This window comes from Aquibium carbonis (genome assembly GCF_003970795.1).
GTDB lineage: Bacteria > Pseudomonadota > Alphaproteobacteria > Rhizobiales > Rhizobiaceae > Aquibium > Aquibium carbonis.
This window is the reverse complement of sequence record NZ_RWKW01000024.1, coordinates 12,974-35,936: the sequence shown is the minus strand read 5'-3', so window position 1 is coordinate 35,936 and position 22,963 is coordinate 12,974. Positions and strand designations below refer to the sequence as shown.

16 protein-coding genes are annotated in these 22,963 nt (G+C 68.4%); 7 read left to right on the top strand and 9 right to left on the bottom strand.

Going from position 1 to position 22,963, the window contains the following annotated elements; translation table 11 throughout:
- A partial coding sequence (locus EJC49_RS06615; RefSeq protein WP_148106289.1) for a uracil-DNA glycosylase occupies positions 1–661 on the top strand: 661 nt, incomplete at its 5' end.
- Between the two features lie 9 nt (positions 662–670).
- On the opposite strand, the gene EJC49_RS06610 is transcribed toward EJC49_RS06615, so the two are convergent.
- From EJC49_RS06610 to EJC49_RS06595, 4 genes are all read right to left on the bottom strand, one after another.
- Positions 671–1,579 carry a glycosyltransferase family 2 protein gene (locus EJC49_RS06610; protein ID WP_126698671.1) on the bottom strand — a complete coding sequence of 303 codons (909 nt, stop codon included), beginning with the start codon at positions 1,577–1,579 and terminating at the stop codon, positions 671–673.
- 5 nt (positions 1,580–1,584) lie between these two features.
- On the bottom strand, positions 1,585–2,550 hold the full coding sequence (locus EJC49_RS06605) for a glycosyltransferase family 2 protein (protein ID WP_126698670.1): 966 nt from the start codon (positions 2,548–2,550) through the stop codon (positions 1,585–1,587).
- A gap of 214 nt (positions 2,551–2,764) precedes the next feature.
- Entirely contained in the window at positions 2,765–3,499 is a 735-nt protein-coding gene (locus EJC49_RS06600) for a DUF6817 domain-containing protein (protein WP_126698669.1), read from the bottom strand.
- A gap of 78 nt (positions 3,500–3,577) precedes the next feature.
- Positions 3,578–3,979, bottom strand: a complete 402-nt coding sequence (locus tag EJC49_RS06595; RefSeq protein WP_126698668.1) for a hypothetical protein — start codon at positions 3,977–3,979, stop codon at positions 3,578–3,580.
- Positions 3,980–4,115: 136 nt separating this feature from the next.
- Between EJC49_RS06595 and EJC49_RS06590 the strand changes: the two genes are divergently transcribed.
- Positions 4,116–4,958 (top strand): helix-turn-helix domain-containing protein, encoded by an 843-nt coding sequence (locus tag EJC49_RS06590; protein WP_210211762.1) that lies wholly within the window; start codon positions 4,116–4,118, stop codon positions 4,956–4,958.
- Here EJC49_RS06590 and EJC49_RS06585 read toward each other — a convergent pair.
- Both EJC49_RS06585 and EJC49_RS06580 read right to left on the bottom strand, forming a co-directional pair.
- Complete coding sequence (locus EJC49_RS06585; protein WP_245453299.1) at positions 4,939–5,886, bottom strand: DMT family transporter; 948 nt, start codon at positions 5,884–5,886, stop codon at positions 4,939–4,941. The two genes, EJC49_RS06590 and EJC49_RS06585, sit on opposite strands and share 20 nt — an antisense overlap.
- Positions 5,883–8,189, bottom strand: a complete 2,307-nt coding sequence (locus tag EJC49_RS06580) for a xanthine dehydrogenase family protein molybdopterin-binding subunit (protein WP_126698665.1) — start codon at positions 8,187–8,189, stop codon at positions 5,883–5,885. Before EJC49_RS06580 ends, EJC49_RS06585 begins: the two co-directional genes overlap by 4 nt.
- A gap of 145 nt (positions 8,190–8,334) precedes the next feature.
- On the opposite strand from EJC49_RS06580, the gene pepN reads away from it, so the two are divergent.
- Both pepN and EJC49_RS06570 read left to right on the top strand, forming a co-directional pair.
- On the top strand, positions 8,335–10,980 hold the full coding sequence (gene pepN, locus EJC49_RS06575) for an aminopeptidase N (protein ID WP_126698664.1): 2,646 nt from the start codon (positions 8,335–8,337) through the stop codon (positions 10,978–10,980).
- Positions 10,981–11,148: 168 nt separating this feature from the next.
- Positions 11,149–13,467 (top strand): PAS domain-containing sensor histidine kinase, encoded by a 2,319-nt coding sequence (locus EJC49_RS06570; protein WP_126698663.1) that lies wholly within the window; start codon positions 11,149–11,151, stop codon positions 13,465–13,467.
- 33 nt (positions 13,468–13,500) lie between these two features.
- Here EJC49_RS06570 and EJC49_RS06565 read toward each other — a convergent pair whose 3' ends face one another.
- Positions 13,501–14,406 carry a LysR family transcriptional regulator gene (locus EJC49_RS06565; protein WP_126698662.1) on the bottom strand — a complete coding sequence of 302 codons (906 nt, stop codon included), beginning with the start codon at positions 14,404–14,406 and terminating at the stop codon, positions 13,501–13,503.
- A 127-nt stretch (positions 14,407–14,533) separates the two neighbouring features.
- Here EJC49_RS06565 and EJC49_RS06560 point away from each other — a divergent pair, with 127 nt between their 5' ends.
- Genes EJC49_RS06560 through EJC49_RS06550 form a run of 3 tightly spaced genes read left to right on the top strand, consistent with a single transcriptional unit; the run spans position 14,534 to position 18,520 of the window.
- Complete coding sequence (locus EJC49_RS06560; RefSeq protein ID WP_126698661.1) at positions 14,534–15,529, top strand: TAXI family TRAP transporter solute-binding subunit; 996 nt, start codon at positions 14,534–14,536, stop codon at positions 15,527–15,529.
- Between the two features lie 34 nt (positions 15,530–15,563).
- Positions 15,564–17,441 carry a TRAP transporter permease gene (locus tag EJC49_RS06555; protein ID WP_126698660.1) on the top strand — a complete coding sequence of 626 codons (1,878 nt, stop codon included), beginning with the start codon at positions 15,564–15,566 and terminating at the stop codon, positions 17,439–17,441.
- 29 nt (positions 17,442–17,470) lie between these two features.
- Positions 17,471–18,520: an amidohydrolase family protein gene (locus EJC49_RS06550; protein WP_126698659.1), complete on the top strand. Its 1,050-nt coding sequence runs from the start codon at positions 17,471–17,473 to the stop codon at positions 18,518–18,520.
- A gap of 67 nt (positions 18,521–18,587) precedes the next feature.
- On the opposite strand, the gene EJC49_RS06545 is transcribed toward EJC49_RS06550, so the two are convergent.
- Together EJC49_RS06545 and EJC49_RS06540 are read right to left on the bottom strand one after the other, a co-directional pair.
- A complete protein-coding gene (locus EJC49_RS06545) occupies positions 18,588–21,521 on the bottom strand; it encodes a bifunctional [glutamine synthetase] adenylyltransferase/[glutamine synthetase]-adenylyl-L-tyrosine phosphorylase (protein ID WP_126698676.1) in 2,934 nt (977 codons plus the stop codon).
- 8 nt (positions 21,522–21,529) lie between these two features.
- On the bottom strand, positions 21,530–22,954 hold the full coding sequence (locus EJC49_RS06540) for a sensor histidine kinase (RefSeq protein WP_126698675.1): 1,425 nt from the start codon (positions 22,952–22,954) through the stop codon (positions 21,530–21,532).
- Between the last annotated feature and the right edge of the window lie 9 nt (positions 22,955–22,963).

Sequence of the window (22,963 nt, the reverse complement as noted above, 5' to 3'; positions counted from 1 at the left end):
CCACGCGCTTGCCCCGCCGGCGCGGCCCGAGGCGCCCGCGGCCATCCCCGACGAGGCGCAGGTCGCGCGTGCACGCGAACTCGCGCGCTCGGCAGCCTCGATGGAGGAGCTGCGCGAACTGCTGGCCGCGTTCGAGGGCTGCAACCTCAAGTCCACGGCCAAGAACCTCGTCTTTTCCGATGGCAATCCGCAGGCCGACATCATGTTCGTGGGCGAGGCGCCGGGCCGCGACGAGGATCTCGAAGGCTTGCCCTTCGTCGGCCGCTCGGGCCGCCTGCTCGACCTGATGCTGGCCGCCATCGGCCTCGACCGCTCGCGCGCCTACATCGCCAACGTCATTCCCTGGCGCCCGCCGGGCAACCGGACGCCGACGCCGATCGAGACCGAGATCTGCCGGCCGTTCATCGAGCGGCAGGTGGAACTCGCCAATCCGAAGGTGCTGGTGACGCTGGGCGGGCCTTCGGCCAAGGTGCTGCTCCATGCCACCGAAGGGGTGCTGCGGATGCGCGGCACCTGGAAGTCGCACACCACCGCCTCGGGGGTGACCATTCCCGCCATGCCGACGCTGCACCCGGCCTACCTGCTGCGCAATCCGTCGCACAAGCGGCTGGCATGGCGCGACTTGCTGGAGGTCAAGGCAAAGCTCAGGGCGCTTGGCTGAGACGCCGGTTCAGCCGGCGCGCAGCGCGTCCCGCAGCCTGCGCCGCTGGCGACGGCCCGGCAGGTAGGCCGTCGCCAGAGTCGGCACCGAAAAGCCGAGCGACGGGCTTGCCCGGTTGACGCGGTAGTCGCGCCACGCGCCGCCGAACTCCCCCTGCAAAAGCCGCCCCAGCAGGCGGCGCGCCACCATGTAGGCGGCCAGCGACGGATAGCGGTGGCGATAGCACGGATGCCGCCGGACCAGTTCGGAGAAGGCCTCGACATAGCCGTCATGCGGCCGCGAGATCGAGTCCGGGCTCGTGTACTTGATCCAGTCCGCATCAGGCAGGACCCGCGCGCCATGCCGGCGAGCGAGGCGCAGGAACAGATCGCGATCCTGCAGGCGCATCAGCGTCTCGTCGAAGCGCCCCGCCTCGTCCAGCGCCTGCCTGCGCACCGTGATCGCCGAACCCGCGACCGAGATCAGGTCGCCGACGATCGCGCTTTCCAGTCCAGCGGCGTCGAGGCGCGCCGGCGGGTTGGAGACACGGCGGACCACCCCGTTCTTCTCATGCTCGAACGAACTGATCGTCAGGACGAGATCGGGATCGGCGTCGAACAGGGCCACGGTGTCCCGCAACCGATTCGGCAGGAACACGTCGTCGGAATCGAGGAAGGTGACGAGCGGTGCCCGCGACGCCTCGATGCCGGCATTGCGGGCGGCGTTGGCGCCGCGCCAGCCGGGCAGGCGCAGAACCGTCAGCCGATCGTCGGGGGCGGCGGCCAGCGCGTCGACCGTGCCATCGGTCGAGCCGTCATCGACCACGACGTGCTCCCAGCCGGCCAGGGACTGGGCCCGGACGCTCTCCACCGCGCGCAGCAAGGCCGCGCGGCGATTGTGGGTCGGCGTGATGATGGCGATGAGCGGGCTGTCCGGCATTGCGTTCAGCTTCGCTCGACGTAATCGGGAATGTGCTCCACGCGATCGCGCACGAGCCCGGCGGCCATCGCGGCCTGGCTGAAGAAGGGGAGGATGTGGAACGCCGAGGCGACGAGAAAGGCTGGCGGCCGCTCCCAGATCGGCATGCCGACATGGCCGCCCTTGCCGAAGATGCGGCGCAGCGAACGCCACTCGGCCGTCCACAGGCGCCCGAACGCGTGCACGACCCGCCGCGGGCGGCTCGGCGACTTCAGGACCGCATGGCGGCGGTCGTTGTCGCGGCCCGTCACCAGCGCGCGCCACACCAGGAAGCGGACCCCGCGCGGCGGCTTGTGCAGGGCCAGCGCGTCGACCCGGCGCACCCCCACCTCGTCGCGGAGGACCTGATCCCACAGGATGCTGCAGGAGACCTTGAACCCGTTGTTGTCGGGGAAGGGATTGGCGGCGATCCAGTGGCGCCGAAAGGCGCTGTTGTTGACGTTGAGCGAGCGCTTGGCCGCGAAGCGCTCGTCGCCGTTCGCCAGCGGAAATATCCAGAACAGCGCATAGGCGCGCGACAGGAAATCGTCGTGCTCCAGCGCCGTGAAGCCGTTCACGACGGTCACCGCCTTGTCCTCGAACGGCGCGAGCATCTTCGACATCCAGCCGGGCTGCGGGACGGAATCCGAGTCGAGGAAGAGGACGATTTCCCCCTTCGCCCTGGAGATCGCCGCGTTCTTGATCTCGTAGTAGCGCCCACCCGGGACGGAGACGACGTCGATCTCGGCCAGCGCGGTCAGATCGGGCGCCAGGTCGCGCAGCATCGCGTCCAGGATTTCCGTCTCCTCGGCGCCGCCTCCATGAACGATGATCAACTGGGCGATCCGCGGGCCGGCCTGTCCGTCGCGCCAGGCGGCGATTTCGCGCTCGAGCGTTGACACCGTCTCACCGAACTCGTCGCGGGTGATCAGGCGCGCGTTCTCCATCTCCATGACGATGCTGGCGTTGCATCGTGCGCGGGCCTGCGAAAGGGCGCCCGCGCCCGGCTCGCCCGCGGATCGATCTGCTCGTCGCCCGCACCGAAAACTCGTTCATGACCCCGTGTTCCACACCGTTGATAGGCCTCGGCGTCATCGACCGCCGGATCGAAAACCGCAATGAAAAATGTCACGTTGAGGCCGACCGGTCAGCCGCGTCAGCCCGACGTCAGAACACCTCGGCGGACTGGCCCTTGCGACGCGCCCGACGCAACCGGAGATACGCGCCGAGACTGGGCGCGATGCGGAAGCCGTGGGTCCGTTCCGACCGCAGCGCGGTGGCCCACTGCGTGTCACCATAGAGCGAGGCCTGCGCCGCGAGCGTATCGGCGAGCTCTTCCCGGCCGATGCGACGGGCCAGAGACACGCAGGCTTCCAGGCGTGATGCGATCGATTCGCCGTATTTCGGGGCGATGGCGAGCCCGATATCCGCCAGATCGTCGATCTCGTGCGCCAGCGCCATGAACAGGATGTCTTCCATGCCGGCGGGAAGCGGTCCCGCGGCGAGGCGTTCGGGTCCGCCCGTGTCGAAATCGAGCGTCGGATAGCGGAAGACGAGGCTTTCCGCCCGCTCGCCGACGACGGACCGGACCAGCGTGCGATGGGGCTCGCTCGCCTTGCCGAAGCGGCCGTCGGGGAACTGGCCGCTGTCATAGGCCGCATGCAGCATGCCGGCGATGACGACATCGACGTCGCGCTCGAAATGAGCCACCGAGGATGCGGCCCCCACCGCGTGGCAGATGAAGGCGCGCTCCGTCTTGCGATACCGGCCGTTGAACAGCCGCAGCGCCAGCCGGTAGGCCTCCTGCACCCGCAGGATGTCGGCCGGCGAATGGCCAAGGGCGTGAAGCTGACCGTACAGAGCCGTGTTGGTCTGCGCCGGCATGAACTGTTTCGATGCCATTTCCGCCTGCTGTTTCCCCGGATCGCGAAAGTCGATTTCGTGGAAACTACATGCTTCTGCGGTGGCACGAGTCAATTTTCAGCTCGACGCCATCGCGGGTTGCGCGCGGATCGCCAGCCATTGCAGCAGCGTGAACAAGGCCACCGCCAGCGCCTGCGCCACGACGAACAGCGCGCCGAGCGTGTTCGGCTGGACGAGCCCGAGGAGCAGGATGCCGAAGCTCGCCGCCACGTAACCGGCATTGCCGACAACGAAGGCCCAGGCCATGGCGGCCGGCAGGCTTGGCCGGCGCGCCGCGACGACGAGCAGCGCCACCCAGCCGAAGATTCCGACCCCGACGACGAGCAACAGGGTTCGCGGCAGAAGGAACAGGCCGGCCAGATAGGTCGGCATCGCGACGAGCAGAAGGCCGACGGCGGCGCTGCCGACCGCGTCGAGCAGCAGCGCGTTGCGCAGGAAGGGCGTGACGGTGACGGTCATGGTGGTGTCTCCTTGTTGGCGAGACCGGCGGGACGCATCCCTCCCCCGGCCTGCCGGACCATGGCGCGCCTCCGACGGTCGCGCGATTACCCGGCAGGTAATGGGAACCCGTGCCCGTCTTGGCTATCCTGGCGCCATGAACACGACCGCCGCGCCCGACCCGTCCCCCTCCGCCCCGCCGACCGCCGGATCGTTGCTGCGCGAATGGCGCATGCGCCGCCGCATGAGCCAGCTCGACCTGGCGCTCGAGGCCGAGGTTTCGCAGCGCCATCTGAGCTTCGTCGAAAGCGGCCGGTCGCGGCCCTCGCGCGAGATGGTGCTGCACCTGGCCGAGCGGCTGGACGTGCCGCTGCGCGAACGCAACCGGCTGCTGCTCGCGGCCGGCTTCGCGCCCGGCTATGCCGAGCGGCGGCTCGACGACGCCCCGCTGGCGCCGGCGCTGAAGGCGGTCGAACTCGTGCTGAAAGGGCATGAGCCCAACCCGGCCATCGCGGTCGACCGGGCATGGAACCTGCTGCTGGCCAACGCGGCGATGGCGCCGTTCCTCGAAGCGGTGGCGGATCCGACGCTGCTTTCGCCGCCGGTCAACGTGCTGCGGCTGTCGCTGCATCCGGGCGGGCTTGCGCCGCACATCCTCGATCTCGCCGACTGGCGCGACCATCTCATGGAGCGGCTCGGCCGCATCACGCAGAACGTCTCCGATCCCCGGCTGGCGGCGTTGGTCGAGGAACTGCGGGCCTATCCCGTGCCGCCGCGCAGGCGCCCGGCGGCCGTCCCCGACCCCTCGGCCATCGCGGTGCCGCTGCGGATCAGGCTCGGCGGCGAGGTGCTGTCCTTCATCACCACGATCACGGTCTTCGGGACTCCGCTCGACGTGACGCTGTCGGAGCTGGCGGTCGAGACCTTCTTTGCCGCCGACGCCGGGACCGCCGCCTGGCTGCGGCGGCGCGCCGCACCGGCTAGCCCTGCGGCGGGCTGACCTTGCGGGCCTGGGCGCGCTGGAGGCCGAGCCGCTGCTCGCGCCAGATGATGAACAGCCCGGCGCCGACCACCACCGTGCCGCCGACCAGCGTGTAGATCGTCGGCACCTCGGCGAAGATCACGTAGCCGATGATGATGGCCAGGATCATCGAGGTGTATTCGAACGGCGCGATGGTGGACATGTCGGCGTGGCGATAGCTTTCAGTCATCAGAATCTGGCCGACGCCGCCGCACAGCCCGGCCGCGATCAGGATCACAGCCTGCGTGGCATCGATCGGCGACCAGCCGAAGGGCAGCGTGGCGAGGCCCGCGACGGTGGAGGTCGCGGAGAACCAGAAGACGATCGTGGCGGATTGTTCCGTCAGCACCAGACGGCGCACCAGCAGCATGGCGACGGCCGAGATCGCGGCCGCGGCCAGCACCGCCACCACGCCGACCGCCTCGCCCTGCCCCAGGTCGGCGCCCGACGTGATCAGCGTCAGTTTCGGCCACGACACGATGACGACGCCGACGAAGCCGACCGCCACTGCCGTCCACCGGAATATGCGCACCGTCTCGCCGAGGAAGATCGCCGAGAAGACGACCACGATCAGCGGCTGGGCGTAGTTGATGGCGACCCATTCGGGCAGCGGCAGCCGTGTCAGAGCGAAGAAGCCGAGCCCCATCGAGGCGACGCCGACCAGGCCGCGCAGAATGTGGCTCACCGGCCGCTTCGTGTAGAAGGCCGTGCGCAGTTCGCGCCGCCAGGTCATCACCAGAACCACGGGGATGATGGCGAAGAGCGAGCGGAAGAACACCACCTGCCCGGTAAAGACCTCGCCGGCCGCCTTGATCAGCGCCGACATCGCCACGAAGGCGATGACGGAGCAGATCTTGAGGGCAATGCCGACGAGTGGCCTGCGTTCAGGCGCGTCGGCCAGGGTCACTGTGCGGCAGCGTCCCTGATCGCCTGCCAGATGCGCATCGGCGTGGCCGGCATCTCGATGTGGCGGATGCCGTGCGCACGCCACAGCGCGTCCGTCACCGCATTGAGTGCGGCGGGCGTGCCGCCGATCGTGCCGGCTTCGCCCGCGCCCTTGATGCCGAGCGCATTGGTGGTCGACGGAACGTTGCGGGTCTCGAAGCGGAATTCCGGGAAGTCCTCGGCGCGCGGCATGGCGTAGTCCATGAAGCTTGCGGAGATCAACTGCCCGTCGGCGCCGTAGACCGTGTTCTCGCTCAGCGCCTGGCCGATGCCCTGCGCGATGCCGCCATGCACCTGGCCGGCCAGCAGGATCGGATTCACGGTCGCGCCGAAATCGTCGACGATCGTGTAGGCGACGACCTCGGTGTGGCCGGTCTCGGGGTCGATCTCGACCTCGCAGACATGGGTGCCGTTCGGATAGGTGGCCTCGTTCTGGACGAACTCGCCAAACCCCTTCAGGTCGTCGGGGTTCTTCGCCGCCTTGGCGATGGAGGCGAAGTCGAGCGAGCGGTCGGTGCCGACGATGCGCGCCGTGCCGTCGATCAGCTCGATGTCGGCGGCCGACGCTTCCAGTTCGTCGGCGGCCATCTTGCGGATCTTGGCGGCGAGATCCTCGCCGGCACGGGCGGCCGAGACGCCGCCGAGCGGGATCGAGCGCGAGCCGCCGGTTCCGCCGCCCTTGGCCAGTTCGTCCGTGTCGCCCTGGCGAACCCGGATCTGGCTGATCGGCAGGTTCAGCTTTTCGGACACGAACTGCGCATAGGCCGTGGCATGGCCCTGTCCGTTCGACTGCGTGCCGATGAACACCGTCACCGTGCCGTCGCCTTCGAGCCGCACATGCGCTGGCTCCGAACCGGCGAAGGCGCAGGCCTCGATGTAGGTGGCGAGACCGATTCCGCGCAGCCGGCCGCGCGCCGCCGCCTCGGCGCGACGGGCCTCGAAACCGGTCCAGCCGGCGCGCTCGAGCGCCAGATCCATGTGGCCGGCGAACTCGCCGACGTCGTACATGCGGCCGGTCGGGGTGGTGTAGGGGAACTGCTCCGGACGGATGAAATTGCGGCGGCGGATCTCGTCCGGACCGATGCCGATCACGCGGGCGGCTTCGTCGACCAGCTTTTCCAGCAGGAGTGCCGCTTCCGGTCGCCCGGCGCCGCGATAGGCATCGACCGGGCAGGTGTTGGTGTAGACCCCGGTGATCGACACGTCGAGCGCCTGGATGTCATAGACCCCGGTCGACATGGTGGCGCCCACGAAGGGGATGAACGGGCCGTATTGCGAGATGTAGGCGCCCAGATTGGCGACCAGCTTCACGCGCAGCGCCAGGAAGCGGCCCTCGTCGTCCATGGCCATCTCGGCCTCGACGGCGTTGTCGCGGCCCTGGGCGTCGGTCAGGAAGTGCTCGGTGCGGTCGCCGGTCCACTTGACCGGGCGGCCGAGCTGCCTTGCGGCCTCCAGCACCAGCGGATACTCGCGATAGACGAAGGTCTTGGGGCCGAAGCCGCCGCCGACGTCGGGCGTCACCACGTGCAGCTTGCCAGGCTCGACGCCCATCACGCCGGCAACGATGCGCTGCATGGAATGCACGCCCTGCGAGCCGGTGGTCAGCCGGAAGCGGTTCTCGTCGGCGCGCCACTCGCCGATCGCGGCCCGCGGCTCCATGTAGTTGCAGACGAGGCGGTTGTTGTGGAACTCGACCGTGGCGATCTTCGTCGCCTTCGCGAACGCCGCCTCGGCCCTGGCCTTCTCGCCCAGCTCGTAGAGAAAGGCCTTGTTGGAACCGGTGTCCGGCCAGACCAGCGGCGCGTCCGGGTCGAGCGCGCGCGCCGTCTCGGCGATCGCCTCCTCGCTGTCGTAGTCGACCTCGATCAGTTCGGCGGCATCCTGCGCCAGCGCGCGGGTGTCGGCCACCACGAAGGCCACGGCGTCGCCCACGTAGCGGACATGGTCGCGGCACAGGATCGGGATGTCCTTGGTCGGCGCCCGGCTGCCGTCCGGCTGCTTCTGCATGGCGCCGGACTTCAGGTCGGCCAGGTGGGCGACGTCGGCGCCGGTCAGCACCAGGTGAACGCCCGGCGCGGCCTTCGCCGCTTCCACGGAGGCGATGGTGAAGGTCGCGTTCGCCACCGGCGAGCGCAGCACATAGCCATGCAGCACCGCTTCGGGCGCGATGTCGTCGGTATAACGTCCCTTTCCGGTGATGAAGGCAGCGTCTTCGACCCGCAGGACCGAAGCGCCCATTCCGAATTTCGGCGTCAATACCGTCATGTTACCGTCCGATCGGTGCTAGCTGGAAACGCAAGGGGGAGATAAGGGTCTCTCTAGTTTTGTCGAGTGTCGGAATTGTGTAAAGGGCAACTCCGGCGAATTGTTGTGCCAATGCGCCTCCCAAGGCGCATGCGAAAGGACGCCCATGCGCACGGATACGGGCCAGGTCTTCAGGCTGGAGGACTATCGCCGCTCGGACTATCGGATCCCCGAAACGCGGCTGGCCTTCGATCTCGATCCCGAGCAGACCACCGTCGTGTCGGAACTCGTCATCGAGCGGGCGGACGATTCGGCAGCCGGCGCGCCGCTGGTGCTCGACGGCGACGGGCTCGACCTCGTCGCGCTCGAACTCAACGGCGAGGCGCTGGGCGAAAACGCCTTCGAGGCGACGCCCGACCGGCTGACGATCCATGCGCTGCCCACCGACTCGACCTTCCGGCTGACGATCACGACCCGCGTCAATCCCTCCGCCAACCAGGCGCTGATGGGGCTCTACCGGTCGAGTGGCGTCTACACCACGCAATGCGAGGCGGAGGGCTTCCGCCGCATCACCTACTATCTCGACCGGCCCGACATCCTGTCGGTCTACCGCGTCAGGCTGGAAGCCGACAAGGCGACCGCGCCGCTGCTGCTTTCGAACGGCAATCCGGTGGAAGCCGGCGACCTGCCCGGTGGGCGGCATTTCGCGGTCTGGGACGATCCGCATCCCAAGCCTTCCTACCTCTTCGCGCTGGTGGCCGGCGATCTCGGCGTGGTGACGGACGAGTTCGTGACGATGTCGAGCCGGCGCGTCGCGCTCGGCATCCATGTCGAGAAGGGCAAGGAGCCGCGCGCGGCCTATGCCATGGACGCGCTGAAGCGCTCCATGAAATGGGACGAGGAGGTGTTCGGGCTGGAATATGATCTCGACGTGTTCAACATCGTCGCCGTGTCCGATTTCAACATGGGCGCGATGGAGAACAAGGGCCTCAACATCTTCAACGACAAGTACGTGCTGGCCGACGAGGAGACCGCCACCGACGCGGACTTCGCCAACATCGAGGCGATCATCGCGCACGAATATTTCCACAACTGGACCGGCAACCGCATCACCTGCCGCGACTGGTTCCAGCTCTGCCTAAAGGAAGGCCTGACGGTCTTTCGCGACCACGAGTTCTCCGCCGACCAGCGCTCCCGGGCGGTCAAGCGCATCGCCGAGGTGCGCACGCTGAAGGCGCACCAGTTCCCCGAGGACCAGGGGCCGCTCGCCCATCCGGTGCGGCCGCGCCGCTACCGCGAGATCAACAATTTCTACACCGCCACGGTCTACGAGAAGGGCTCGGAGGTCGTGCGCATGATCCGCACGATCCTGGGCGCCGAGGCGTTCCGCGCCGGCATGGATCTCTATTTCGAGCGCCATGACGGCGATGCGGCCACGATCGAGGACTTCCTGACGGTTTTCGAGGAGGTATCCGGCCGCGACCTCTCCCAGTTCGCGCTCTGGTATCACCAGGCCGGCACGCCCAACGTCTCGGTCAAGGCGAGCCACAATGCCGCGACGGGCGAACTCGTGCTCGACATCGAGCAGTCCTCGCCGCCGACGCCCGGCGAAAGCCGCAAGCGGCTGATGCACATCCCGCTCGCCTTCGGCCTCGTGGGGCCGGACGGACGCGACATGGTGTGGGAATCGGTCGAGGGAGCGACCATCGAGCATGGCGTTCTGCACGTGCGCAAGCGCAAGCATCACGTCCGCTTCACCGGAATTTCGGAGCGCCCGCGCCTGTCGCTCAACCGCGGTTTCTCCGCGCCGATCACCTTATCCGTCGAGGAGAAACCCGAGGACCGCGCCTTCCTCGCGCGGCACGACGGCGACCTGTTCTCGCGCTGGCAGGCGCTCGGCGGGCTGATGAGCGATGCCATCATCGAGGCGTCGAAACATCTGCGCGACGGCCGCAAGGCCGAGTATGGCCGCGAGATCCCGGAGCTCTGCGGCGTCATCGCCACCGACGACCGGCTCGAAGAGGCCTATCGGGCGCTGGCGCTGGCCCTGCCCTCGGAGGCCGACGTGGCCCGCGAGATCGGCGCCAACATCGACCCGGACGCGATCCTGGCGGCGCGCAACGGGCTGGTCGAGGCGATCGCGGCGGCAAATGGCGACACCTTCGCGGCGCTCTACGACCAGCTGGCCGACAGCGAGCCGTTCACGCCGGATGCCGCCAGCGCCGGCCGGCGGTCGTTGCGCAACATGCTGCTCGACTATCTCTCGTCCGGTCCCGGCGCGACCGGCCGCGCGGCGGCGCAGTATCGCGACGCCGGCAACATGACCGACAGATCGGCGGCCCTCTCCGTGCTCGTCATGCGCCATCCGGATGCGGCCGACACGAAGGCCGCGCTGGCCGACTTCGAGACGCGTTTCGGCGACGATGCGCTGGTCATGGACAAATGGTTCCAGATCCAGGCCGCCGCGCCGGGCGCCGGCGCGCTCGAGACCGTGCGGACGCTGACGACGCATCCGGGTTTCTCGATCGCCAACCCCAACCGCGTCCGCTCGCTGATCGGCACGTTTTCCAGCGCCAACCAGACCGGTTTTCACCGGGCCGATGGCGAAGGCTACCGCTTCTTCGCCGACATCGTGCTTCAGGTGGAGCAGCGCAACCCGCAGGTCGCCGCGCGCCTGGCCACCGGCCTGCGCTCCTGGCGCTCGCTGGAGCCGAAGCGCAAGGCGCGGGCGCGTGAGGCGTTGCTGCGGATCGCTTCGACCGAAAACCTGTCGCCCGACCTGCGCGACATCGTCGAGCGCACGCTGGCGTGAAGGGCCGGGGGGGGGGCAGGTCTCGCTTCGCCTCTCCATTTCGATCTTTTTTCCCCTTCGGACTCATGAACACTGGACAAGGCGAATCGGCTTTGATTCTTTAGTCACGATTCGGATGTGCGGCGTTTCGAATCGTACGGGGACACCAGACAGGATCGGAGCCACCAGATGGCGGAGGCGGACGCGCGAAGCGCGCCCGAGACGGGAAGTTTTGCGCGGCGAAGCGGCCGGCGCAATCCTCCCGGACTGTCGGGCAATGCGCGCGTGCTGGCCGCCCCGGCCTATCAGCGGCTGATCGCCGCCGAGCCCTTCCTGCGCCGGTCGATCCCCACCCTCATCATCGTCTTCCTCATCGTGATCGCGGCCGCGCGCACGGTCTCGATGATCGCCTGGCGCGACGACATCGACCGCACCGGCCGCATGATCCTCGCGCTCGGTGCGGCCCAACTCGCCGCTTCGCTGCAATCCAGCGCCTCGGAGGGCGATCCCGCCGCGCTCCAGCGCCTCGTCGACAATGCCGGGGCGATGGGACCGTTCGGACTGCGCTACGTGCTGGCGGTGACCGATGCGGAGATGAAGGTCGTCGCCATCTCGTCGTCGTCCTCCGGCTGGAACGGCCGCGACCTCGATCACATCATCGTCGGCGGGCAGCCTCTGTTCCTGTTCGGCGCGCGCGCCGGCGTGCTCGACGTGACCATCGACGGCGAGGAATGGTACGCCGTCACGAGCGCCCTGGCGTCGGGGAGCGGAATGACGGCGGCGCTCGCCTCGAAGGATGTGGTCTTCGCCGAGTGGCGGCGCATGGTCTCGCTCAACGTGACGCTGTTCGTCATCACCTCCGGGGTGCTGATCATCATCCTCTACGCCTATTTCAGCCAGGCCTCCCGCGCCCAGACCGCCGACCGGATCTACGAACAGGCGCACCAGCGCATCGACCTCGCCCTCGTTCGCGGTCGCTGCGGCTTGTGGGACTGGGACATGGGCCGGGGCCGGATGTACTGGTCGCGCTCGATGTACGACCTCCTCGGCTATGAAACCAGCGAGGAGATGCTGTCCTTCGGCGAGGTGGCAGCGATCATCCATCCCGAGGACGCCGACCTGTTCGACCTGGCGAACCAGATCGTCTCGCGCAAGATCGACCATATCGATCGCGTGTTCCGGATGCAGCATGCACTGGGGCACTGGGTGTGGATGCGGGCCCGCGCCCAGGTCATCGACCCCGAGGCGTCCGAAATCCACCTGATCGGCATTGCCGTCGACATCACCGAGCAGCGCAAGCTGGCGCGCGAATCCGAGATGGCCGACATGCGCCTTCGCACCGCCATCGAGAACATCTCGGAATCCTTCGTGCTGTGGGACGCCGAGGACCGGCTGGTGATGTGCAACACCAAGTTCCAGGAGCAGATGGGCCTTGCCGAGGCCGACGTCGCGCCCGGCCTGGAGCGGGAAGACCTGCAGCGGCGCATGAAGCCCTTCGCGCTGGAGCGCAAGCTCGCCAACCCCAACGGCCGCGACGGCGGCGCCACCTTCGAGCGGCAGCTGGCCGACGGACGCTGGCTGCAGGTCAACCAGTCGAGGACGCGTGACGGCGGCACGGTGTCGGTCGGCGCCGACATCACCCTTCTCAAGCAGAACCAGGAAAAGCTGGTCGACAGCGAACGTCGCCTGATGGCGACGATCCACGATCTCAGCCTGGCGCGCCGCGCCGAGGAAGAGCGCGCGCTGGAGATGTCGGAGCTGAACCGCAAGTACATGCGCGAGACCGAGCGCGCTGAGGCCGCCAGCCGCGCCAAGTCGGAATTCCTCGCCAACATGTCGCACGAGCTGCGGACGCCGCTCAACGCGATCATCGGCTTCTCGGAGCTGATGCAGTCGAACCTGTTCGGCAAGCTCGGGTCGGACCGCTACGAGGAATATGCACGCGACATCCATTCGGCCGGCACCTATCTGCTCGGCGTCATCAACGACATCCTCGACATGTCGAAGATCGAAGCGGGCCAGTTCGCCCTGCAGCGCGAGGAGATCGATCTCGACGCGCTGATGGCCGAGGCGATCCGCGTCATCAGCGTTCAGGCCGACGCGAAGGCGATTTCCGTGGAAACCCGCATCGCGGCCAGCACCGTGCTCCATGCCGACCGGCGTGCGATCAAGCAGATCGTCATCAATCTTCTGTCCAACGCGGTGAAGTTCACCGGCCAGAACGGCCACATCGTCGTTCACGCCCGCAAGGTGGCCGGCGCCCTGGTTCTGTCGATCGAGGACAATGGCTGCGGCATTCCGAAGGATGCGCTGAAAAAGCTCGGCCGGCCCTTCGAGCAGGTGCAGAACCAGTTCTCCAAGAACCACACCGGCTCCGGCCTCGGCCTCGCCATCTCGCGCTCGCTGACCGAGATGCATGGCGGCGTTCTGAAGATCAAGTCGGAGGAGGGCAAGGGCACGATCGTCTCCGTCCGCATCCCGGTCAGCCAGATGCAGGCGGCAGCGTAGAAGCACGGTCAGGGTGCTGCGGACGGTGGCGCCTCACGACGCCCCCATGTCCTCGAACAGCATGTCGACGAACAGGCGGCAGGGCGGCGACAGCGACCGTCCCTTCTTCGCCACCAGCGCGATCGACCGCGACATGGCCGGCTCCACCAGCGGCACGATGGCCAGTTCGGAACGTTTTTCCATTTCGGCGAGGGCGGCCGGCAGGATGGTGACGCCGAGCCCGCTGGCCGCCATCCAGGCGGCGGTCGCCAGAAAGCCCACCTCGTGGCGGATCGCCGGTTCGACGCCGTTCTTCAATAGGGTCTGATCGATCAGCTGGCGCACGCCGTAGCCGGGCCGGAAGACGATCAGCGTTTCCCCGGCCAGCTCGGCCCAGCGCACGCTGGCGCGTTCGGCGAAGGGATGATCGCGGGCGCAGACCAGCTGGATCCGGTCCGCGCGCACGATGCGGCTGGTGAACTCGCCACCCTCCGGCGGCGGCGTGCCGAGGCCGAAATCCACCCGTTCCGCCTCGATGTGCTGCAGGAACTGGTTGGGCGCGCAGTCGTCGATCAGCAGCCCGACATTGGCGTATCGCCTCGCAAATCGCCGCGCCGTCTTCGGCAGGAACGCCGCTGCCGTCGCCGGTGTCGCGGCGATGCGCACCCGGCCGCGACCGCCCGCGCTCAGATCGCGAAAGTTGCTCGACAGCGTCTGCACGTCCTGGAGAATGCGCTCGGCGACGCCGAACGCGTCCTCGGCGGCCGGGGTCGGCACCAGCGAGCGCGTGGTGCGGTCGAACAGCCGCGTGCCCAGGGTCTCCTCCACCTGGCGGATCAGCACGCTGACGGCCGACTGGGTCACGCCCAGTTCCTCGGCGGCGGCGGCGAGCTTGCCGCGCCGGTACACCGCCGCGAAGGCGCGAAGCTGCTTCAGCGTCAGCTGGCTCTCGATACTCACTTGAAGTCACCGCATGAATGGTTTCGAATTTTTCGATTTTATTCACAATCAAAGTCCGGTTCAATGCTTCCCCAGGGAGAGCCGCACGGTCGCGACCGCTGCGCGAAACACACATGGGAGGAATGCGATGAACTGGCGTCAGTACGCTGGACTTGCCGTTGCCGCGATGATCGGCCTTGGTTCCACCGCGGCCGGAGCCGCCGACCGCTACACGCTCGGCACCAACCCGCAGGGAACCATCTACTACACGATCGGCGGCGGCATCGCCGCCGCTCTGCAGGACAAGCTCGGCAAGCAGGTCACGGTGCAGCCCTATACGGGCTCGTCCGTCTACCTGCCGCTGATCGCGGCCGGCGAGGTGTCGATGGGGCTGAATTCCAGCCTCGACCTCGGCGAGGCGCGGGCCGGCGTGTTCGGCGACCAGGCGAAGGATCTGCGCGTGCTCGCACGGCTGTGGCCGCTCAACGTCGCGCTCGTGGCCCGCAACGATTCCGGCATCAAGACGGTCGCGGATCTGAAGGGCAAGCGCGTCGTCACCGATCTCAGCGCGCTGAAGGCGATGAGCCAGCTGTCCCGGACGATCCTCGAACTCGGCGGCCTGGCCGTGTCGGACGTCGAGGCCGAGACCGTCGCAGGCCTTGGACCCGGCATGGAGCGCCTGACCGAGAACAGCCTCGACGCGACCTTGATCGCGGTCGGCATCCCGCTCACCCAGCAGGCGCACGCCTCGATCTCCGGCGGCATCCGCTATGTCAGCATCGAGGGCGAGAACGCGACGACCGAGAAGGCCGACGCCGCGTTCCAGGGCACCTATCTCACCACCATCAATCCCAACCCGCGCCTGCCGGAAGTGACGGAGCCGGTCACGGTCGCCTCCTTCGACGTCTTCCTGACCGTCGGCGCGGACATGGCCGACGAGGACGCCACCGCGATCCTGGAAGCCCTGTACGAGAGCCTGCCGCAGCTGAAGACCGACTATCCGGCCCTCGGCGGCGCCGCTCAGGAACGGTTCTCAACCCCCTCCAACACCGTCCCCTACCATCCCGCGGCGGTTGTCTTCTACGAGGGCAAGGGCATGTGGACCGAGGCCAACGCCGCGCGCGACGCCGGCATGGCGGACTGACGGCCGCAAGGCCGCCGATCACAGGGCGACGAGCATGAACAGGAAGGACTTGGCGGTGCCCATCACCGCCATCGGGATCCTTTGGCTTCTGGACGTCCCGCGCCGGCTCGGCTTCGTGATCATCGCGGAGCAGTACCTGGCGCTGATGATCGGTCTCGCCACGCTGGCTGGCCTCTTGGCCGCGCCGCTGCGCGGCCGGCTCCAGCTGCTCGACTGGATCGGCGGGGCGGCGGCCTTCGCGTCCTGGCTGTGGCTGGCGGTCAATTACGAGGCCTGGCTGCTCGATGCGGTCAACCGCGGCCCCGAGAAATGGATTCCGGCCGTGGTGGCGATCGCCGCCACGATCGAGGCGACGCGCCGCCATTGCGGCATGGTGCTGGCTTCGCTCGCCGCCGCCTTCATCGTCTACGGCATCTTCGGCACCCACCTGCCCGGCATCCTGTCGGCGTCCGACATCGCCTGGCGCCGCTTCATCCTCTATCTCTACTCGGACACGAACGGCATTCCCGGGCTGGTGCTCGGCGTCGGGGCCACGCAGATCCTCGGCTTCATCGTCTTCGGCTCGGTGCTGAACGCGGTCGGCGGCAGCCGCATCCTGACCGATCTCGCCATGGCGGCGATGGGCCACCGGCGCGGCGGGCCGGCCAAGGTCGCCATCATCGCCTCCAGCCTGTTCGGCACGCTGTCAGGCTCGACGGTCGCCAACGTCATGAGCACCGGCGTCGTCACCATTCCGATGATGAAGCGCTCGGGATTTCCCCCGCGCTATGCCGCGGCGATCGAGGCCGTCGCGTCGAATGGCGGCCAGATCGCGCCGCCGGTCATGGGCGCAACCGCCTTCGTCATCGCCGAGTTCCTGCAGGTGTCCTATGCGAGCGTGGTTCTGGCCGCGCTGCTGCCGGCCGTCGCCTATTACGTAATGCTCTATCTCCAGGTCGACCGCTACGCCGCCGTACACGGCCTGGTCGGCGTCGACCGGTCGGAGCTGCCGCCCATCGGCCCGGTGCTGGCCAAGTCCTGGCCGCTGCTGCTGCCGCTCGGCGTTCTCATGTACTTCCTGTTCGGGCTCGGTTACGCGCCGGGCAAGGCCGCGCTCTACTCCGCCTTCGCGTCCTATGCGCTCTATCTCGTCACCGCGCCCCGCGGCGCGCCGCGCTTCGGCATCCTCGTCGGGGTGATGCGCGATTCCAGCGCCACGCTGATCCCGGTGCTGCTCGTCTGCGCGGTCGCCGGCATCGTCATCGGCACCATCAACATCTCTGGGCTCGGTTTCGGGCTGACGCTGGCGCTCGGCCGCGTGGCCGAACTGGGCGGCGTGCTGCCGCTGCTCGCCGTCACGGCGCTGATCGCGATCGTGCTCGGCGTCGGCATGCCCACCACCGGGGTCTACGTCGTGGTGTCGGTGCTGCTGGCCCCGGCGCTGGTGAAGGCCGGCATCGTGCCGATGGCCGCGCACCTCTTCATCTTCTACTTCGGCCTTCTGTCGATGCTCACTCCGCCCGTCGCCATCGCCTCCTATGCGGCGGCGTCGCTGGCCGGTTCCGACATGTGGCAGACCGGGCTCGCCGGCATGCGGCTGGCGATCGTGGCCTACCTGATCCCCTTCGTCTTTGCCTTCAATACCGCGCTGCTGCTCGACGGCACTTGGCTGGAGATCGCCATCTCCTGCCTCAGCGTCGGGGCATCGGGTGTCATCCTGGCAGAAGTGCTCGCGTGGCGCGGCGCCTATGGCGGCGGCTGGCGGCGGCTGGCGGCCGCGGCCGTGGCCGCCTTCATCGGCGCCAGCACGGCGATCTTCGGCGCCGCCAGCCCCGCGGCCATCACGGTGGCGGTGGCGGCCGTCGCCCTCCTGTTCGCGCTGCGGCGCCTTGCGGCCGGAGCGGGTCCCGGCCTGCGCTCCGCCGCCCCCTGATCCAACCCAACCAGCTGGAGGACGACCCCATGAACGAACGCAACCCCAATCCGCCCTACAAGCGCATTGCCGCGGAAGAGGCCTGGGCCTCGCCGGAGCTGATCCGGCTCTACCGCAAGGAGATCGAGGAGAAGACGATCGGCGATCCGGGGTTTCACAGCCTCTGGGGCTTCTTTTCCGGCGATTCGCCGAAGGCGAAGGACCACAGCCGGCGCATCCAGGACATCGACGAGGAGCGTCTGCGCGACATGGACGATTCCGGCATCGACATCGCCGTCCTGTCGCTGACCTCGCCGGGCGTGCAGATCTTCGGACCGACGGAAGCCTCGGTGCTCGCCACGCGCTTCAACGACGAACTCGCCGAGGGCATCGCACGGCATCCGGATCGCTATGTCGGCCTGGCCGCCTTCAGCCCGCTCGATCCGACGAATGCCGCCAAGGAACTCGAGCGCGCCGTCACCAAGCTCGGGCTGCGCGGCGGCATCCTCAATTCCCACACGCTCGGCACCTATCTCGACGACGAGCAGTATTGGGAGATCTTCGAGGCGGCCGAAGCGCTGGGCGTGCCGATCTATCTCCACCCGCAGACCCCGCCGGCCGAGATGATCGAGCCGTTCCTGAAGCGTGGCCTCGACGCGGCGGTCTACGGATTTGCTTGCGAGACGGGGCTGCATGCGCTGCGGCTGGTGGTGTCGGGCCTGTTCGACCGCTTTCCCAAGCTCCAGATCGTGCTCGGCCACTGCGGCGAGGCGTTGCCCTACTGGCTGTCGCGCATCGACTTCATGCACGGCCACATCTCCGTCTCGAAGCGCTACCCGCATGTCCATCCGCTGAAGCGCAAGGCGAGCGACTATCTCAAGGAGAACTTCTACTACACCAGCAGCGGCGTCAGCTGGGCCCCGCCGGTGATGTTCGTGCGCGAGGTGATCGGGGCCGACCGCATCATGTACGCGATGGACTACCCCTGGCAGTTCGTCCAGTCGGAGATCGGCATCCTCGAGCAGATGCCGATCGGCGCAGCCGGGCTGAAGCAGTTCTTCGAGGACAATGCCCGCAAGGTGTTCAAGATCGGCGCCTGACGGCACAACCCAGGACACTTCCGGCGGCTCACGGGCCGCCGGGGGCTCGCCGCGACCGTCGCGGCTCCTACTTCCCGCACACCACCGCGTCGAACACCGTCCTCACCCGCTTCGCCGTTTCGCGGATATGGGCCTCGAGCACGGCCATCTCGGGCAGGTCCGTGTTGGCGAGCAACAGGTCGGCAAGGCCGGGCGGCATGTCCTTGCGGTCTATGGCGCCGGTGAGGCACAGCCGCGACACCTGCGTCAGCCCCATGAACAGCCGGTAAGCCGCCACCAGGTCGTCGCGCGCCTGCGCCTCGCAGAAGCCCGGCGACAGCCGGGCCAGCGCCTCGGCGGTGGAGGTGGTGCGGGTGTCGCCGTCCAGTTCGCCGAGCAGGCCGGCCGTCTGGGCGATGAATTCGAGGTCGATCAGCCCGCCCGGGATGAGCTTGAGGTCCCAGCCGTCGCGCGGCGGCTTTTCGGTTTCGATGATGGCGCGCATCTCGCAGGCGTCTTTCAGGAGCCTGGCGCGGTCGCGCGGGGCGGCGAGGATCGCGGCGACGTCGTCGGCCACCGCGGCGGCAAGCCCTTCGTCGCCGGCCACCACGCGGGCGCGCGTCAGCGCCATGTGCTCCCAGCTCCAGGCTTCCGTCTTCTGGTATTTCCGGAAGGCCTCGACATAGGTCGCCACCGGCCCCTTGTTGCCGGACGGGCGCAGCCTCAGATCGATCTCGTAGAGCACGCCCTCGGCGGTCGGCGCCGAGACGGCGGCAATCACGCGCTGCGTCAGTCGTGCATAATATTGCGATGGCGCCAGCGGCTTGTCGCCGTCGCTCTCCTCGGCGTCCGAATCATGGTCGTAGAGCAGGATGACGTCGACGTCTGACCCTGCCGTCAATTCGCGGCTGCCGAGCTTGCCCATGCCGAGAACCACCGCGCGGCCGCCCGGCACGTGACCGTGGCGGCGGGCGAATTCGGCGACGACGGCGTCGAAGGCGGCACCGATCGTCAGGTCGGCGAGGTCGGAAAAGGCCTTGCCCGCGCGCGCCGCGTCGATCGCACCGGTCAGCAGGCGGATGCCGATCAGGAACTTCTGCTCGGCGGCGAAGATGCGCAGCCGGTCGAGCCGCTCCTCATAGATGGTCGCGGCGGCGAGAAAGCTTTCCAGCCGCGCCGCCAGATAGGCCTTGTTGGGCAGTTCCGACATCAAGAGCGGGTCCAGCAGCCCGTCGAAGACATGCGGGCGGCGGGTGATGATGGCGGCCAGCCGCGGGGCCGCGCCCATGATGTTGGCCAGCAGCTGCAGCAGGCCCGGGTTGGATTGCAGCAGCGAGAAGAGCTGGATCCCCGCCGGCAGGCCTGCGAGGAATTCGTCGAAGCGGATGATCGCCTCGTCGGCCCGGCGCGTGCGGCCGAAAGCCGCCAGCAAGGCCGGCGTCAGCTCCGTCAGCCGCTCGCGCGCTTCGGCCGAGCGCGTCGCGCGGTAGCGTCCGAAATGCCAGGTGCGAATGACGCGGCAGATGTCGCTCGGGCGCTCGAAGCCGAGGCTGGACAGCGTCTGCAGCGTGTCGGGATCGTCGACGTCGCCGGTGAAGACGAGGTTGCCGACGCCGGCCGACAGCTGCGGCGCGGTCTCGAACAGCGCCGCGTAGTGGCTCTCCACCTCCTTCAGCGAGGCCCGAAAGGCTTCCGAGAAAGCTTCGGCCGAGGCGAAGCCGCGCATGCGGGCGATCCGCTCCAGCCCCGCGTCGTCTTCCGGCAGGTCGTGCGCCTGTTCGTCGGCCACCATCTGGATGGCGTGCTCGACGTCGCGCAGGAACCAGTATTGCCGGGTCAGCGAGGCGCAGGCATCCGCGTCGATCCAGCCGCGCTCGGTCAGCCGCTCCAGCATCGCCACCGTCTCGCGGCCGCGCAGTTCGGGAAAGCGCCCGCCCGCGATCAGCTGCTGAGTCTGGACGAAAAACTCGATCTCGCGGATGCCGCCCCGGCCGAGCTTGACGTTGTGGCCGCGCACGGCAATCTCGCCATGACCCTTGTGGGCATGGATCTGGCGCTTGATCGAATGCACGTCGGCGATGGCGGCATAGTCCATGTATTTCCGCCAGACGAAGGGCTGCAATTCCTTCAGCACCCCCATGCCGGCCTCGAAGTCGCCGGCCACCGGCCGCGCCTTGATCATGGCGGCGCGTTCCCAATTCTGGCCTCGGCCTTCGTAGTAGTTCAGCGCCGCCTCCACCGGGATCGCCAGCGGCGTCGAGCCGGGGTCGGGCCGCAGGCGCAGATCGGTGCGGAAGACATAGCCATGCTCGGTGCGGTCCGACAGGATCCGGATCAGACGCCGCGCCAGCCGCGAGAACAGGTCGGTCGCGTCCAGCGGATCCCTGATCGCCGGGGCGTCGGCCTCGAAGAACAGGATCAGGTCGATGTCGGAGGAGAAGTTGAGCTCGCCGGCGCCGAGCTTGCCCATGCCGAGCACGACGAAGCCGGAGCCCTCGCCGGGCCGGTCGCGGTCGGGCAGGTTCAGCTTGCCCTGGTCGTGCGCCTCGCGCAGCAGGAAGTCGATCGCCGCGCCGACGGCGGCGTCTGCGAGCGCGCTCAGCAGGCGCACGCTCGTCGCGGCTTCCGCGACGCCCGCGAGGTCGGCGAGCGCGATCAGCACATGCGCTTCGGTCTTCAGCCGGCGCAATTCGGCCATCAGCGATTTTTCGGTCACGCCGTCGACCGACCAGGCGGCGCGGACCTCGTCGGTGATCGCGTCGACGCGCGTTTCCCAGCCCACGTCGAACAGCGGCTCGAGCATTTGCGGGCGGCGGCGCAGCGTGTCGCGCACATAGCTCGACAGCGACATCGCGCCGGCCAGGAAGGCGGCGATCTCCGGGCGTGCCTGCGCCAGTCCGGCAAGGCGGTGGCAGCCGGCCTCGCCCGCGGAGGACAGCACGTCCTGCAGCTCGGCCGCCGCACGTTCGGGATCGATCGGCTCCAGCCGACGCGGCGACGTTCCAAACCAGTCGGCGCCCATTCGACCGCTCACGCCGTACCCTGCCGCGCCGGGATCGTCATGATGACCTTCAGGCCGGGCTCTGCGTCGCCGAGCTCCAGGCTCCCCCGGTGAAAGCCCAGCACCGCCTTGGCGAGACTGAGACCAAGTCCCGAGCCCGGCTGCGACCGGCTCTTCTCCAGCCGCACGAAGCGTTCGGTGGCCCTGGCGCGATCAGCCGGCTCGATGCCGGGACCATTGTCGGATATCTCGATCTGCACGTTTCCTCCCGCGCGGGTCGCCGTCACGCGCACGAGGGGGGTCTCGGCATGGCCCGCGCAGTACTTGATGGCGTTGTCGATCACGTTTGACAAGGCCTGGGCCAGGAGTTCGCGGTTGCCGTTCACCACCAGCCGGCCATCGATGCGCGTTTCCAGCGCCACGCCATGGTCTTCCGCCAGCGGCTCGTAGAGTTCCACCACGTCGGCCACGACTGCTGCGAGGTCGAGCGTCTCGGTCTGTTCGGCCGAGTAGCCGGCCTCCAGCCGCGAGATCATCAGGATGGCGTTGAAGGTGCGGATCAGCTGATCGGATTCGGCGATCGTCGCTTCCAGCGCGGCACGGTAATCGCCTTCGTCGCGGGCGCTCGACAGCGTCGTCTCGGCGCGGCTGCGCAGGCGCGTCAGCGGCGTCTTGAGGTCGTGGGCAATGTTGTCGGACACCTGCTTCAGGCCCTCGTTCAACACCGCGATGCGGGCCAGCATGGCGTTCAGGTTCTCCGACAGGCGGTCGAACTCGTCGCTGGCGCCGGTCACCGGCAGGCGCCCTGACAGGTCGCCGCCCATGATGCGCCGGCTCGCCTCCGACACGCTGTCGATGCGGCGCAGCGCCGTGCGGCCGACGAAATACCAGATGAGAAAGGCGCCGAGCCCCATCGTGCCCAGCGCCAGGATCAGGGCGCGCTGCACCACGCGGCGGAACCGCTCCGGTTCGCCGAGGTCGCGGCCGACCAGAAGGATCAGCTGGTTGGGAAGGCGCAGCACCAGCGCCATGGCCGCGTGCGGCGGCGTCGTGTCGGCAGCGGTGGTGCTGCCGTCCTCGGCTGGCGCCTGCAATGGCCCGCGTTCGCCATAGCGCTTGTAGAGAAACGGGCGCGGCGTCCAGCCGAGCGTGTCCAGCACGCCGGGCTCCAGGTTTTCCACGTTGCCGGAAAGGATGCGGCCGTTCGGATCGGCGATCAGGTAGAGATTGGCGCCGGGCTGGCGGGCGCGTTGCTCCACCACGCGCACCAGGAAGGGCAGGCCGCCGCGCTCATAGGCGCGCACGAGGCTCATCGATTCCTCGTTGATGGTCTCCTGCGTCTGGGCGGCGAGAATGCGCACCGACACCGAGGTCATGTAGACCACGAGCCCGATCGCACAGACGCCGAAGAGCAGGAGGTAGAGCGCCGACAGCCGCGCCGCCGTCGTCTTCATCAGCGCCGC